The sequence below is a fragment of the Dolichospermum sp. UHCC 0315A genome (assembly GCF_008121535.1).
Classification (GTDB): domain Bacteria; phylum Cyanobacteriota; class Cyanobacteriia; order Cyanobacteriales; family Nostocaceae; genus Dolichospermum; species Dolichospermum lemmermannii.
This window is the reverse complement of sequence record NZ_CP043056.1, coordinates 4,580,620-4,594,662: the sequence shown is the minus strand read 5'-3', so window position 1 is coordinate 4,594,662 and position 14,043 is coordinate 4,580,620. Positions and strand designations below refer to the sequence as shown.

Sequence of the window (14,043 nt, the reverse complement as noted above, 5' to 3'; positions counted from 1 at the left end):
CACTCTCAGGGCTAAAGCCCCTGAGTTTCCCACTTACCGCCAGATATTATAATTATAATTAGCGAGGTATCTCCACAGATTGAGGAAAATCAAGTGAGTTTATTAAAAGATCAGGTTGCAATTGTCACAGGTGCATCAAGAGGAATTGGCAGAGCGATCGCTATCCAACTAGCATCCCAAGGCGCAAAAGTAGTTGTTAACTACGCTAGTTCTAGCACCGCAGCAGATGAAGTAGTAGCAGAAATCACAGCAGCAGGAGGAGAAGCCATTGCCCTCCAAGCAGATGTTTCTCAAGAAAATCAAGTAGATACACTCATTAAAACCACCTTAGAAAAATTCCAGCGCGTGGATATCTTGGTCAACAATGCAGGTATTACCCGTGACACCCTGCTATTAAGAATGAAATTAGAAGAATGGCAAGCAGTCATAGATATTAACTTAACTGGTGTATTTCTATGTACAAAAGTAGTCAGTAAAATTATGCTTAAACAACGTTCGGGGCGGATTATTAACATCGCTTCCGTCGCCGGACAAATGGGCAACCCTGGACAAGCCAACTACAGCGCAGCCAAAGCTGGAGTAATTGGCTTTACCAAAACCGTTGCCAAAGAACTTTCTTCCCGTGGCATCACTGTCAATGCCGTTGCCCCCGGTTTCATTACCACCGACATGACTAGTGATCTTAAAGCTGACGGCATCCTGCAATATATCCCCCTGGGGCGTTTTGGTAAACCAGAAGAAATTGCCGGCATGGTGCGCTTTTTAGCATCAGATCCCGCCGCAGCTTACATCACAGGGCAAGTATTTAACGTTGATGGCGGGATGGTGATGTAATTTATCAGTGGTCAGTGGTCAGTGGTCAGTTGTTATACTAAATATGGTTGGGACATGGACTTTTGCAAAATTACAAAAAACTTGGATTTGTAGTAGTAGGGGTTTAGCCATTGGTGTCAACTTAACGTAAATTGATGTCCCTTCAAGCCAGGGAATTTATTCCCTATCTAAAAGCTAAAGTCGTTTAAAGCCCACTAAGTAGGTTAGCATTGAAAACCGTCGTTATGGCACTAGGCAAGAGGCAATACTTCGACTTCGCTCAGTAACCTACTTCGACTTCGCTCAGTAACCAGAGGCAAGAGGCAAGAGTGAAGAGGGTTTGGGCGATTTTACTTTTCGTTACATATTACTCTTCGAGAAGCCGCTCCGCGTCTACGGTTTTTTCCGTTCACCTACTTACAGCGGTTTCCGCTCTTATGAGGTACAAAGTTGAATCATGAAACTCTTGTAGTGCGGGCATACTTCGACCCTTCGACAGGCTCAGGGCATCGCTTGCTCAGTACAAGTCTTGCCCGCTGGATATGTACCTCATAACACCGGAAAGTGCTGTAACTGATTGAAAAATTCCAATTAAACTGTCTTACTAGTACATCACGGCGTAAATAAAGCAACCATATTCAATCGCCAAAAAGCCTACTGTATATTAGTTTTGACTTTTGACTTTTGACTTTTGACTTCCGCCCTGCGGTACTAGCTTTTTAAACATAATAAAAAAGCTGGATTTTTGGTGTCTATAATTTATTCATTGGTGGCTACTTGATTTTTAAAAGCTATAGTTTTTCATTAGTCATAAATGTAGTTTTTGTATACTACTTATTGAAGTGCAGAATGTGGGTTTGAAAATAACCAGCACTACCACCGGGAATAAGATAACTTTCAAAAACTATAACTTTGGCACCTTTGGCTGCTAATTGGGTGGCTGTCACTAAACCACCAATACCAGAACCAATGATAATGACATCAAATAATTCAGAACTCATAATTTGTAATTTAATCCAAAAAAGAGGGAAAAGTCTGCTGCTGCTGACTAATCCCGCCTGCCGATTCTTTAAAGAGAGGAGAACATTTGAAAACAATATAACTCTGATTGAGAATCTTTGTCAACTATTAATGAGAAAATTTATTAATAAAGTATAACGGGTTGTCAGGAAATGAAGTATTAAGTAGGGCTTGAACCTGACTCCTGACTCCTGATTCGGTGAATTCTGCTATGATGTTCCAGTAAAAAGACAATTATCCAGTCGCCCTTTTCTAGCTATGACGCAACAACTCCGTGTTTATGTTCCACCTCATCCCTTAATTCAGCACTGGTTGGGAGTTGCCCGTGATGTAGCTACACCATCAGTATTATTTCGTTCTGCTATGACTGAGTTGGGTAGGTGGCTAACTTATGAAGCTGCTAGGGAGTGGTTGCCGACTCAAGAAACAACGGTGCAAACGCCTCTGACTACCTGTTCAGCAACTTTTATTAATCCTCACATACCTGTGGCTGTTGTGCCGATTTTACGGGCTGGTTTAGGCTTGTTGGAGGGAGCGCAGGGTGTACTGCCTTTGGCATCAATTTACCATGTTGGCTTGGTGCGAAATGAAGAAACTTTAGAGCCTAGTTGTTATTTAAATAAATTACCTGAAAGATTTGCCCCCGAAACGCGGGTGTTAATTACTGAGCCGATGTTGGCTACTGGAGGCTCTATAATGGCAGTAATGGCGGAATTGAGCCAAAGAGGTGTTGATCCGGCGTTAATTCGGATTATATCTGTAGTTGTTGCTCCCCCAGCGTTAAAAAAATTGGCTGCTGTCTATCCTGGCTTAATCGTTTACACCGCTACTATTGATGAAACGCTTGATGATCATGGGTATATTGTACCAGGGTTGGGTGATGCGGGCGATCGCATTTTTGGGACTTGAGCTAGGATGCCGCCAAGGTCGGAAAATAGCTAAAGTATTGTCAAAGTTGCTTATTTTCGAGAAGACGGTAAAAAATATGAGTCAACAAGATGGTTTTGCTAGTGGTTTGCTACTGGGTTCATTGATTGGGGGTGTAGTTGGTGGTGTTTTAGGGGCAGTGATTACTTCGCGCTTAGATGCTAAATTTGCAGATGAAGAGAATGAAGGGTTAACTGCTGGGGAAAATGATAGCCAGACAGGGGCTAAAAAACGGCAAATGAGAGCTTCTGCTCATGAAAGTTTGGAAATAGAAGCAACCAGGCGATCGCTCGAAGATAAAATTGCCCAACTTAATGCCACAATTGATGATGTGCGGAAGCAATTAGGTAATGTCAACAGCAACTCATCCCAGGAAGTTAATGAGCATTCTTAAGCTTTCCCTTAGTTATATTGATTGGCTACACAATGCGACGTGAGCTAAATTAAAATCAATCATGAATCTATGTTTGACATTTAACAGGAAAGTTACCCATGAATTTACTAATTACAACCCTAGCCACCTTTGTCTCCCTTTACAGCTATTTGCTGATTATTCGAGTCTTGTTGACTTGGTTTCCTACTGTTGACTGGTCGAGTCAACCATTTGCGGCTCTAAGCCAAATTAGTGATCCCTACCTCAATCTATTTCGTTCCATAATTCCCCCCTTGGGTGGCATGGATTTCTCCCCTATCCTGGCATTTTTGGCATTGAACATAGTTGGTGGTGTTTTAGATAGTTTAGCTCGCGCTACCTTGGTACAAGGGTTTTAAGCCCCAAATTACGATTTTCAATGTAAGGACGTTCCCAGGAACGTCTCTACACTCTTATCTTCTCACTTGTCCGCTAAATCCAGCAGCTTTAAATTGTTTAAGTTGTAATGGTAAAGGTTGATTACTGGGGACAGTGATTCTAAATTCAAAATCACTAACTCCGGGAGGAACTTCGGCAATTAAACCCAGACGGGTCCGATTTTGTAAGGTTGAATCACCGTTAGCATCATATATGCGCCCAAAAATATCCGCATCATAGACAGTTTTACGAGTGCCATTTTCCGCTTTACCTGTAACTATAAAGCAACTAGCAGAATTTGAACCGCTACTACCCACTACTCCGCTTGTGAGTTCTGATGGACATTCGTGGTAGGAAATATTAGATAGTTTAATCTGTGTTAATGCTAAGGCTGTGGGTGTCCATATCCAGGAAAGTAACCCCATTAGTCCTGCTATAAAAATTAACTGCATTGAGCGTAACCGCATAAAATACACCTTTGATTGGAAATTTACGAATGTCACGAGTACAATTTTACCTCACGCAGAGGCGCAGAGTCCCAAAGACTAAAATTTCCAGTTATTGATTTTTGGTGTTACATGATATAGATATCAAAGTCTGCTAAAGCTATTTTAGGAATAAATCATAATTAAAACTTATAAAAATATAATAATACTTTTAATATTCATAACTCATCACAATTCAAGTTTAGATTTTCTTAATAATTAATTGAGAATTATTTTTATTTAGCAACGAGCTTGCAATACTTTCGGCGATTTGCTATAATCATGAAGATTTTCATAATTGCCCCTATATTGTCAATTTTATATCTGTCTGACAATATGATCCTCAAAACCCTTTATTTATAGTCGTTTCAGAAATCAATATCTAGAAATAATACAAAACTTCATAAATTAGCAGCAATTTTTGAGAGAGATTTAGACAAAAATTAGCCAAGAAATTATGGAAGTTGACTGGGAGAAAAATGTACTGTTGACAAATAAGTTAATTTATGGTATGTAACCCGTGCGAATTAACGGAAGTTTTCTTACCCAATAATCAATCTAAGTAGGTAAACACAATAAAACAAAACTGTGTAAAGAAACGTAAAATCGCTGAAAACTTCTTTACTCTTGCCTCTGGTTACTGAGCGAAGTCGAAGTATTGCCTATTGCCTTGCTATAACGACAATTTTCAACGCCAACCTACTTATGTGACAGAAAAATTTATTCATGATTTTATGATAAAGAAGCTTGAAAAATTTGATTTGCGGTAAGATTTAATTCAGGAAAAGTTTGGGAAATAATCCGTTCATGATCTCTAAACTTACTAATTTGATATTCTTCATCAACCAAATTACAAACAGAGATTGTCGGTTGTTTAGGATTACCAATAAAATTCCTGCCACCTAAAGCTGCATAATCTACAATCCAATATTCAGAAATTCCCATTTCCTCATAATCAGCATATTTTAAATGGTAATCATCACGCCAATTAGTTGAGACAACTTCAATCACCAAAGGTATAGATGCACCATTACTCAAGATAGATTCTTTTTTCCATAATTTTTCGTTTACCAGATTTTCACGATTTAGCACCAACACATCTGGAAAATAACCAGAATCTTTACCTTCTGGTCTAACTAGAACTTGGTTGGGAATACCGTAGGGTAATCCAAGTCGTTTGATTTCAAAGGGAATTTCTACGCCTAGAAATCCTTTTACTTCCTCGTGTTCTCCTACTGGTTGTGCCATTTCAATGATATTCCCATTATGTAGTTCGTAACGTACCCCGGAATTGTCAGGAAGCCCCGCGACAAATTCTTCAAAGGTAGTAACTTTAGATAAAGTTTGAATCATGGCTGTTGAGTATTGCTGATAATAAAAATATTATAGCGGCATTGTCAAACCTCAACTCAGATTAAGAACTATTGGCGTTGCAACTAAAAGTTAAGCAGCAACGCCGATTTTTCTAGGTCGTATACTCAGCGTTAATTTTCACATAATCATAACTCAAGTCACAACCCCAAGCCTGACCTGTTCCATGACCATTACCAACACCGACGGAAATTAACACCGTGTCTGATTGCAGATATTCACCATTAGCTGCTGCTTTTAAATATGCACTAGCTGCGGCTTTATCAAAGGGTAAAGGTTGACCATTTTCAAATAGTAAAATATCCCCTAATTTAACGGAGAGGTTTTCTTGTTCAAAGGGGACTCCAGCCCGTCCAGCAGCAGCAGCAATCCGTCCCCAATTGGGATCATGACCGAAAATGGCAGCTTTGACTAAAGATGACCCGGCAATGGTTTTGGCGATTTGGCGGGCTGATAATTCATCGTGAGCGCCAGTGACTTGGACTTCTATTAAACAAGTTGCACCTTCGCCATCACGAGCGATCGCTTTCGCCAAATGCTGACACACATAAGTTAACATAGCTTCTAGTTTCTGTGCCTCTGCCCCCATTTCGGTAATTGCTGGGGTGCGAGATTGACCATTTGCTAAAGCAATTAAACAATCATTTGTACTTGTGTCACCGTCAACTGTGATAGAATTGAAGCTTCTATCCGCTGCTCTGGTTAACATTTGTTGCCAAAGCGTAGAAGAGACTGCTGCATCACAGGTAACAAAGGCTAACATTGTCGCCATGTTGGGGTGAATCATCCCTGAACCCTTCGCAATGCCACCAATTCGCACTGGACGGTCATGGATAATGGTTTCTAAGGCTATGGATTTTGTCACTAAATCTGTGGTGACAATTGCTCCTGCGGCTGCGTCTGAACCTGTTTCTGATAGTTCTGCAACTACTTTGGGGATACCACCCCGCAAAATATCCATTTTAATCCGTTGACCAATTACGCCGGTGGAAGCTAATAAAATGGATTCTGGGTTAATACCTAATTCTTGACCTAATAAATCTGCACTTTCTTGAGCATCTTTAATCCCTTGTTCACCTGTTGCGGCGTTAGCTTGTCCCGCATTACAAAGGATGGCTCTAGCGCTATGTTTCCCTTGTAATACCTGACGACAGTAATCTACACAGGCTGCTTTAACTTGGCTAGTGGTGAATACACCTGCGGCGATCGCTTCCACGTCTGATACAATTAAAGCTAAATCCGGTAATCCCGAAGCTTTCAGTCCTGCTGTAATTCCCGAAGCTTTATACCCCCGCGCTGCTGTCACACCACCAGTAATTATTTGCCAGTCTGCCATAATTTTGCTCACAATTATCTATATCACGTTTACTGCTCAATTACCTTCCGCCTCTGGTTTGATATCAGCGTCCAGTATTTATCTCTATAAGTGAGTTTATCTGTTGACGACAATCTTTTTTTGGTTGGCGTTGAAAATTGTCGTTATAGCAAGAGGCAATACTTCGACTTCGCTCAGTAACCAGAGGCAAGAGTAAAGAAGTTTTCAGCGATTTTACGTTTCTTTACAGAGTTTGGTTTTTTCCGTTCACCTACTTACCGAAATTTAGTTTTATCAAGTACCAAACCTCGACGGGAAAAATTTTCGTCATTATTGACTGGAATCTGCCAAATTTTAATTAAATTATCTTCACCACCACTAACTAAAAACTTCCCGTCAGCACTAAAAGCAAGGGAGATAACAGCATTACTATGTCCCGTCAATGTTAGCATTTCCTCTCCTGTAGCCACGTTCCAGAGTTTAATGGTGTGATAGATTTGTTCTCCAGAAATATTTCGTCCAGCACTTGCTAAAATTTTACCATCAGGACTAAAAGCAATAGTATTAACACTATTATCTTCTACCATGAGAGTCCGAATTTCTTTTAGGGTTTGTAGATTCCATAATTTAATTGTGCGGTCGCGGCTGGAACTTGCTAAAATTTTACCATTAGGACTAAAAGCCACAGCTATGACTGTTTGTGAACTGGTACTTAAAGTCTGAATCGGTTCTTCTTGATTAATATTCCATAGTTTAATAGTTTTATCAAAACTACCACTTGCTAAGGTGACACCATCAGGACTAATATCTACAGAACGTACCCAATATTTATGACCAATTAAAGTACGAATTAGCTTACCTGTTGTTAAATTCCAAATTTTGATAGTTTTATCATCACTAGCACTAACTAAATTTTTACCATCACTACTAATAGCTAAACTATGAATCGCATCAGTATGACTCTTTAAGGTGTGAATTAATTGATTTGTTTCTAAATTCCAAATTTTAATAGTTTTATCATCACTACCACTAACTAAAGTTTTCCCATTAGCAGTTATAGCTACTGCATTAACATTTTGGGAATGTCCCTGGAGACTGGTAATTTCTTTACCTGTTATGACATCCCATAATTTAATATTATGACATTGACTATTACTACTTTTCTCACAATCACCACTACTGATAATCAGTTTACCATTTGGACTCATAACCACTGACAAAACTTTGCTTTTATGTCCAGAAAAAGTATTGACTAAAGATAATTTTTTTGCTGATATTTCAGATATTGGTGGACTATTGTGAGGTTGACTCCAACTAAAAGAAAAATTAGTTTTTAACTTGCGAAATTCTCGATAACCAGATTCTGCTAATCCCAAAAAAACAATTATCCCCAAGATGAAAATTAAATTTCTAACCCAAATATATTTTGATGAATGTGGGTGAGAATTTTTTCTAGGTGATTCTATAATTGTATGATTCGCTGCTGGTAGAATATGAGTATGCTTTTTCATCAAATCTCTAATTACTTCATCAGCAGATTGATAACGATCCTGTATTTCTTTTTGTAGTAGCTTATCTATAATTTCTGCTAATTCTAAACTCAAAGGAAAACGTAAATAATGCCGCCAATTTCCTACCCAAGCATAACCATATTCCATCCATAATTGAAAAGGAGAAATTCCTGTTAATAGATGAAAACAAGTCGCACCCAAACCAAATAAATCACTTGCAGGATAGGCTTTTCCATCTCTAATTTGTTCAATGGGAGAATAACCATGAGAACCGATAGAAGTACCATTTTTTCGCTGTACTTGTGCAGTTAACTGTTTAGAAGAACCAAAATCAATAAGTGTTAATCTCCCATCAGATTTTCGACGAATAATATTTTCTGGTTTAATATCACGATGAATTACCCCATGTTGATGCACAAATTTGATAATTGGTAATAAATCTAATAAAATAGATTGAATATCCCAATCTTTATAAATTCTTCGAGACTTTAATTCATTAAATAAATTTTGACCATCAATAAATTGTTGTACTAAATATAAACAATTATCTTGTTCAAAATAAGCTATTAATGTGGGAATTTGGGGATGTTCTCCTAATTCTTGAAGTCGTCTTGCTTCTTCTGAAAATAGCTGAATTGCTTTTTTTTGTGACCAAGTACCTTGAAATTTTGGTGCTAGTTGTTTAACTACACATAATTCATTTAATTTATCAATATCTTCTGATATATAAGTTCTGCCAAATCCACCTTCATCAGAAAGAACACGGATGACACGAAACCGATTTCTCAAAAGTGGCACTAACGGAGTGTGACAAGTTTGACAAATTTGATGATTATTTGGATTTTGAGGATTTGAACAGTCGGGATTTAGACAGCAGATCATAATCTATATGGTGCATCTGCATGATAAAATTTATAAATAAACCTAGATTTGACTACAGCAATTAGTAATTATATTTAACCTGGAACTTCACAAGCATAGAAGATATATTATTGCCAGTTATTTTGATGATATCTCATAGGAAATGGAAAATAACGGCATTTTGCCATTATTATGATGATGTATATTTTGGTTGAGAATTGCAGTTATATTTTAGGTGAAAATAATTATTTTCTTACCTATATTCTCCCATACAAATCATTTGTTAAACTGTATTTTCGTTTACAGATATGTCAAATTGTGATGAGAATTTACAAGATTTCATCTAGCTTCTCCATAAAAATGTCCAAAAAATAAACTTGCCCAAAATCTATTGCTTTGTCACAACCTTTCACAAAGTATATTTTATTTGATTTCTGTTGCGGATATTGCGTTTAGAGGATATAAAATATATGATATAGATATCAAATATATATTCATTATGAAGACTATCACTGAGCAAAACCTGCCTTTAGAGTCAGTTATGGCTCAAGAACCGGAAAAATCATCTATCAAGCATCTTGAAAGTATACTCCAGCTTGAAGGCGCTCAACCAAAATTAGTAGGAGCAGACGGTAAAGAAATTCAGATTCCCGAATCGGTTTATCAGATTTTACATCAAGCTGTTCATGCACTAGCATTAGGTAAGGTAATATCTGTAGTTATTCAGGATAGAGAACTAACGACACAAAAAGCCGCAGACATTCTCAAAGTTTCCCGTCCTTACCTGATTAAGTTATTAGATCAAGGTGAAATTCCTTGTATTAGAGTGGGAACACATCGGCGTGTCCGGTTTGATGATTTAATGAAATATAAGGAAGAACGAGATACTAAGCGTCGGGAAGGAATTAAGCAATTTACTCAGTTTTTGGAAGCAGAGGGATTCTATGATGATGAAAGTAGTGAATTAGATCAGTAAAATGGTACTCTCTGTAATTTTAGATTCCTGTGTCATCTACCCCATGCCCTTACGTGATACTTTGATGCGTGCTGCTGAAGCGGAGTTATACGAATACTATTCGCTGCCAATTTTATTCCGGCGAGATTGTGCAAACTGCCAAAAAAGTATTAAATATACTAGGTATAGTAGCACCAGAGGGTGGGCGATACTATGAGGGTACGCGATATCGCCTCTGGCAAAAAGGGGAAATTTTAACAATTACTGCTAAAGACAATCGTGATGAGATTCTCAGACTTGAAAATGGCGAAATCGGGGGATATCTTTCATCAGCAGATGTTGAAGCATTCCAAATTTTTGAACAAAGCTTAGAAACACAATTAGAAAAAGCTAAAAGACAGAAAGATAAAACTCCATAACTTAACCTCACCCACAAAATGTTAAATCTAGTAACGTTGAATAGTGGAAAACCAACGTGAAAGCACAAGTATTTAGAGGCGTAAATCAATTATCCTACGAGGAAATCCCAGTTCCTACCCTAGACGCAGATGAAGTGCTGGTGCAGGTGAGGGTTGTGGGTTTGTGTCAGTCAGATATTAAAAAGATTCGTTATCCTTTGTATGAACCGCCACGCATATTTGGACATGAAACCGCTGGAACTATTGCGGCTGTTGGTTCACAGGTAAAAGGGTGGCAAGTAGGACAACGGGTAGCGGTGATGCACCATATACCATGTATGCGTTGCGCTTACTGCTTAAATGATAATTTTTCCATGTGCGATGTTTATAAAAATATCTCCACTAGCGCGGGTTTTAACGCCAGTGGTGGCGGTTTTGCGGAGTATGTGAAAGTTCCAGGTCACATTGTCGAAAATGGTGGCTTAATTCCCATCCCTGATGATATCAGTTTTGAAGAGGCGAGTTTTGTTGAACCCACTAATTGCTGTTTAAAAGCGGTGAAAAAAGCTCAAATTGCACCGGGACAAACTGTATTAGTAACTGGGGCAGGTCCCATTGGGTTAATGTTTATGATGTTGGTGAAGTATTTTGGAGCGAAAGCGATCGCTACCGACCTCTTACCATCTAGAATTGAAAAAGCTCTAGAAGTAGGCGCAGAAGCAGCTTTTGATGCCCGTGACGCTGATTTATCTACCAAAATTCAAGCTTTAACTGGGGGAATGGGTGTTGATGTCACCTTGTTAGCTGTTCCCAGTGACAAAGCATTTTTCCAAGCTTTAGACTGCACTCGCAAAGGTGGAAAAATTCTCTTCTTTGCGGAGTTCCCAGACGAGTTGACAATCCCCATTAACCCCAATACTCTCTACCGTCGGGAAATAGACTTAATGGGCAGTTATAGCTCATCCTACCGCCTGCAAAGCCTATCTGCGGACATCGTATTTAATCGCCGCATTGATGTGAAAGCCTTAATTAGCGATCGCTATCCCCTCCAAAATTTATCACAAGCCGTAGACCAAGCGATCGCCCCCACGGCGGAAACTTACAAAATTTTAATTTATCCCTAAATTAATTGAGGATTTGGGGATTAATCCTGTTAATCCTTAAATCCTGGAAATCCTGATTCTGACAACAATACTATTGCCAATTTTCCAAAATATGTCTGAAACCCAATAAAATCGTGACGATATCAATGGGGTTTCATGGCTTTGGCAATAGTATCGCCATATAAAAATATCTTTCCAAAGGTAGATGTTAAGTAGTTTTGTAATTACTTATAGTATTTTCGCTAACTATAATATGCAAAAAATTGTCTAATCATGAAGACTTATTTACACTTTCTGGTTTCTGTCTTACTACCTATTTTATCTTTTGGTTCCCCTGCCCAAGCTGAAGAAGTATCCACAAAGGCTGCTGACATAAGGGTAATTGGTACTACAAATCAAAGCTCTTACTAAGGGGAGAGTTAGGGAGGTGTAGAACATTTGATACAGCAATTATGACTTTTCAAACACCCTCTAAGACAACCAGGGAAGAGGGGGAAACAACTTATTAAGTTTTATATCATTTCTTGATTTTGTAGTTTACGCTACAGATTTTTATGTTCTCATCGAAAATGCAAGCAGGATAGAGGAGATATAATCATATCAATCCTATTCATTTAAGATTCTGTAGTTTACGCTACAGATTTTTGTGTTATCATCAGATCGCAGGGAATAGTAAATTATTCCTTAGTAAATAAATACAGGGAGGTGGTGTCATGTCTATTCAAGAAAAAGCCCGTCAACTAATGGTACGTCAACATCAGCAAGCTAAGAATCGTCAACAATCCATGTTAATGCGTGCTGCACAAGAACTTGGTTTGCATGAAGAAATATCTCACTACTGGAATCCCATTCAAGGCAAAATGGACCCCGCTACCCAAACGCTTTATGGACGTAGCCAAGCGACTATGAGTTAAGTGAAAAAGAAAGCCACCCCAGAGGGTGGCTAAAAAATTCACTAGTTGTACGTTAGTAATTGTTGTAATTAGCAATCGTAATACAAGAAGAATTCATAAGGATGTGGACGTAATTGCATTTGCTTAACTTCGTTAGCAACCTTGTAATCAATCCAGTTTTGAATGAAATCTTCAGAGAAAACGCCAGTTTCAGTCAAGAAAGCGTGGTCATTTTCCAAAGCTTCCAAAGCCAATTCTAAAGAACCTGGAGTAGAAGGAATCTTAGACAATTCTTCTGGTGAAAGTTCATAGATATTTTTATCTAAGGGTTCACCAGGATGAATTTTGTTTTTGATACCATCAATCCCAGCACAAAGCATAGCCGCAAAAGCCAAGTAAGGGTTAGAAGTAGCGTCTGGACAACGGAATTCTAAACGCTTGGCTTTGGGGTTGTCTCCAGAAAGAGGAATCCGCACAGAAGCAGAACGATTACCTTGGGAATAAGCCAAGTTTACAGGTGCTTCATAACCAGGTACAAGGCGTTTGTAGGAGTTGGTGGTGGGGTTAGTGATTGCCAACAGTGCTGGAGCGTGTTTGAGAATACCACCAATGTAGTAAAGTCCCATTTCGCTCATACCAGCGTACTTGTCACCTGCAAATAGGGGCTGACCATTTTTCCAGATAGATTGGTGACAGTGCATACCAGAACCGTTATCGCCAAAAATGGGTTTTGGCATGAAGGTGACGGTTTTGCCATACTTTCTAGCCACGTTTTTGATCACATACTTGTAAGTCATCAACCAATCAGCGGCTTCAATCAACTTACCAAATTTGAAACCAAGTTCGCACTGACCACCAGTCGCAACTTCATGGTGTTGCTTTTCAATAGGTACGCCACAATCTTTCATGGTTAGCAGCATTTCTGTCCGCATATCTTGAAAGCTGTCAGTGGGAGGAACTGGGAAATAACCTTCTTTGACGCGGGTTTTGTAACCCAGGTTAGGTTTTTCGTCTCTACCAGTGTTCCAACGACCTTCTACAGAATCTACATGGTAGTAACCGGAGTTGGCGGTTTGGTCGTAGCGGACATCATCAAAAATGAAGAATTCAGCTTCAGGACCAAAGAAAGCTGTGTCACCAAGTCCGGTGGAAGCTAGATAATCTATCGCTTTTTGGGCAATAACGCGAGGACAACGGTTGTACCATTGGCCAGTACGGGGTTCTTTAATACTACAAATGATACTGAGAGTTGGCTCTTTCATGAATGGGTCAATCCAAGCGGTGTTAGGATCAAGCACCATGGTCATGTCAGATTCTTCAATACCTTTCCAACCCCGAATACTAGAACCGTCGAAAGGTACACCGTCAGAGAATGAACTTTCATCAATCTGGTCTTGGTACATGGTCAAATGTTGCCAAGTTCCCAGTGTATCAATGAATTTCAGATCAATCATCTGAATTTTTTCGTCTTGAATCTTCTTCAAGATTTCTTTTGGGGTTGTCATTTTTACTTTACTCCTGATGTAGCCAATTACCTAATATAAACCCAGAGTCTGCCCAAGCATCCTCACCTTGTTACGCTAACCCAAGTTGTCATACAC

Annotated in this window: 13 protein-coding genes and 1 pseudogene; 8 read left to right on the top strand and 6 right to left on the bottom strand. The window is 38.9% G+C overall.

The features are described from left to right. Window positions 1–93 precede the first annotated feature (93 nt). Window positions 94–834, top strand: a complete 741-nt coding sequence (gene fabG / locus BMF77_RS21785; RefSeq protein WP_148765787.1) for a 3-oxoacyl-[acyl-carrier-protein] reductase — start codon at window positions 94–96, stop codon at window positions 832–834. Window positions 835–1,649: 815 nt separating this feature from the next. Here fabG and BMF77_RS21780 read toward each other — a convergent pair. After that, window positions 1,650–1,814: pseudogene (locus tag BMF77_RS21780) on the bottom strand (FAD-dependent oxidoreductase); the annotation flags it as partial. 277 nt (window positions 1,815–2,091) lie between these two features. Here BMF77_RS21780 and upp point away from each other — a divergent pair. The 3 genes from upp (at window position 2,092) to BMF77_RS21765 (ending at window position 3,531) form a co-directional block, all read left to right on the top strand. After that, window positions 2,092–2,742: a uracil phosphoribosyltransferase gene (gene upp / locus BMF77_RS21775; protein ID WP_148765785.1), complete on the top strand. Its 651-nt coding sequence runs from the start codon at window positions 2,092–2,094 to the stop codon at window positions 2,740–2,742. Window positions 2,743–2,818: 76 nt separating this feature from the next. Further along, window positions 2,819–3,154, top strand: a complete 336-nt coding sequence (locus tag BMF77_RS21770; RefSeq protein ID WP_148767154.1) for a hypothetical protein — start codon at window positions 2,819–2,821, stop codon at window positions 3,152–3,154. A 98-nt stretch (window positions 3,155–3,252) separates the two neighbouring features. Beyond that, complete coding sequence (locus tag BMF77_RS21765) at window positions 3,253–3,531, top strand: YggT family protein (protein ID WP_015080346.1); 279 nt, start codon at window positions 3,253–3,255, stop codon at window positions 3,529–3,531. Between the two features lie 54 nt (window positions 3,532–3,585). On the opposite strand, the gene BMF77_RS21760 is transcribed toward BMF77_RS21765, so the two are convergent. The 4 genes from BMF77_RS21760 to BMF77_RS21740 form a co-directional block, all read right to left on the bottom strand. Beyond that, entirely contained in the window at window positions 3,586–4,017 is a 432-nt protein-coding gene (locus BMF77_RS21760; RefSeq protein ID WP_148765783.1) for a hypothetical protein, read from the bottom strand. Between the two features lie 750 nt (window positions 4,018–4,767). Further along, window positions 4,768–5,388 carry a Uma2 family endonuclease gene (locus BMF77_RS21750; protein WP_148765781.1) on the bottom strand — a complete coding sequence of 207 codons (621 nt, stop codon included), beginning with the start codon at window positions 5,386–5,388 and terminating at the stop codon, window positions 4,768–4,770. Window positions 5,389–5,500: 112 nt separating this feature from the next. Continuing rightward, the gene (argJ, locus tag BMF77_RS21745; RefSeq protein ID WP_148765779.1) at window positions 5,501–6,742 is read right to left on the bottom strand and encodes a bifunctional ornithine acetyltransferase/N-acetylglutamate synthase; all 1,242 of its coding nucleotides are present in this window, start codon (window positions 6,740–6,742) and stop codon (window positions 5,501–5,503) included. Between the two features lie 254 nt (window positions 6,743–6,996). Continuing rightward, the gene (locus BMF77_RS21740; RefSeq protein ID WP_148765777.1) at window positions 6,997–9,114 is read right to left on the bottom strand and encodes a serine/threonine-protein kinase; all 2,118 of its coding nucleotides are present in this window, start codon (window positions 9,112–9,114) and stop codon (window positions 6,997–6,999) included. Window positions 9,115–9,592: 478 nt separating this feature from the next. On the opposite strand from BMF77_RS21740, the gene BMF77_RS21735 reads away from it, so the two are divergent. The 4 genes from BMF77_RS21735 to BMF77_RS21720 all read left to right on the top strand — a co-directional run bounded on the left by BMF77_RS21735 (window position 9,593) and on the right by BMF77_RS21720 (window position 12,463). Beyond that, window positions 9,593–10,069: a helix-turn-helix domain-containing protein gene (locus tag BMF77_RS21735; protein WP_148765775.1), complete on the top strand. Its 477-nt coding sequence runs from the start codon at window positions 9,593–9,595 to the stop codon at window positions 10,067–10,069. Window positions 10,070–10,197: 128 nt separating this feature from the next. After that, on the top strand, window positions 10,198–10,467 hold the full coding sequence (locus BMF77_RS26960) for a hypothetical protein (RefSeq protein WP_168204474.1): 270 nt from the start codon (window positions 10,198–10,200) through the stop codon (window positions 10,465–10,467). Window positions 10,468–10,523: 56 nt separating this feature from the next. Beyond that, a complete protein-coding gene (locus tag BMF77_RS21725; RefSeq protein ID WP_148765771.1) occupies window positions 10,524–11,570 on the top strand; it encodes a zinc-dependent dehydrogenase in 1,047 nt (348 codons plus the stop codon). Between the two features lie 692 nt (window positions 11,571–12,262). Then, entirely contained in the window at window positions 12,263–12,463 is a 201-nt protein-coding gene (locus BMF77_RS21720) for a hypothetical protein (RefSeq protein WP_039200542.1), read from the top strand. A gap of 68 nt (window positions 12,464–12,531) precedes the next feature. On the opposite strand, the gene glnA is transcribed toward BMF77_RS21720, so the two are convergent. Then, window positions 12,532–13,947: a type I glutamate--ammonia ligase gene (gene glnA, locus BMF77_RS21715; RefSeq protein WP_148765769.1), complete on the bottom strand. Its 1,416-nt coding sequence runs from the start codon at window positions 13,945–13,947 to the stop codon at window positions 12,532–12,534. Window positions 13,948–14,043: the final 96 nt, after the last annotated feature.

What these genes read in the sequence shown, in the direction of transcription:
- upp (WP_148765785.1), top strand. Translation starts at nt 2,092, where the DNA reads ATGACGCAACAACTCCGTGTTTATGTTCCACCTCATCCCTTAATTCAG.
- BMF77_RS21770 (WP_148767154.1), top strand. Translation starts at nt 2,819, where the DNA reads ATGAGTCAACAAGATGGTTTTGCTAGTGGTTTGCTACTGGGTTCATTG.
- BMF77_RS21765 (WP_015080346.1), top strand. Translation starts at nt 3,253, where the DNA reads ATGAATTTACTAATTACAACCCTAGCCACCTTTGTCTCCCTTTACAGC.
- BMF77_RS21760 (WP_148765783.1), bottom strand. Translation starts at nt 4,017, where the DNA reads ATGCGGTTACGCTCAATGCAGTTAATTTTTATAGCAGGACTAATGGGG.
- BMF77_RS21750 (WP_148765781.1), bottom strand. Translation starts at nt 5,388, where the DNA reads ATGATTCAAACTTTATCTAAAGTTACTACCTTTGAAGAATTTGTCGCG.
- argJ (WP_148765779.1), bottom strand. Translation starts at nt 6,742, where the DNA reads ATGGCAGACTGGCAAATAATTACTGGTGGTGTGACAGCAGCGCGGGGG.
- BMF77_RS21740 (WP_148765777.1), bottom strand. Translation starts at nt 9,114, where the DNA reads ATGATCTGCTGTCTAAATCCCGACTGTTCAAATCCTCAAAATCCAAAT.
- BMF77_RS21735 (WP_148765775.1), top strand. Translation starts at nt 9,593, where the DNA reads ATGAAGACTATCACTGAGCAAAACCTGCCTTTAGAGTCAGTTATGGCT.
- BMF77_RS21720 (WP_039200542.1), top strand. Translation starts at nt 12,263, where the DNA reads ATGTCTATTCAAGAAAAAGCCCGTCAACTAATGGTACGTCAACATCAG.
- glnA (WP_148765769.1), bottom strand. Translation starts at nt 13,947, where the DNA reads ATGACAACCCCAAAAGAAATCTTGAAGAAGATTCAAGACGAAAAAATT.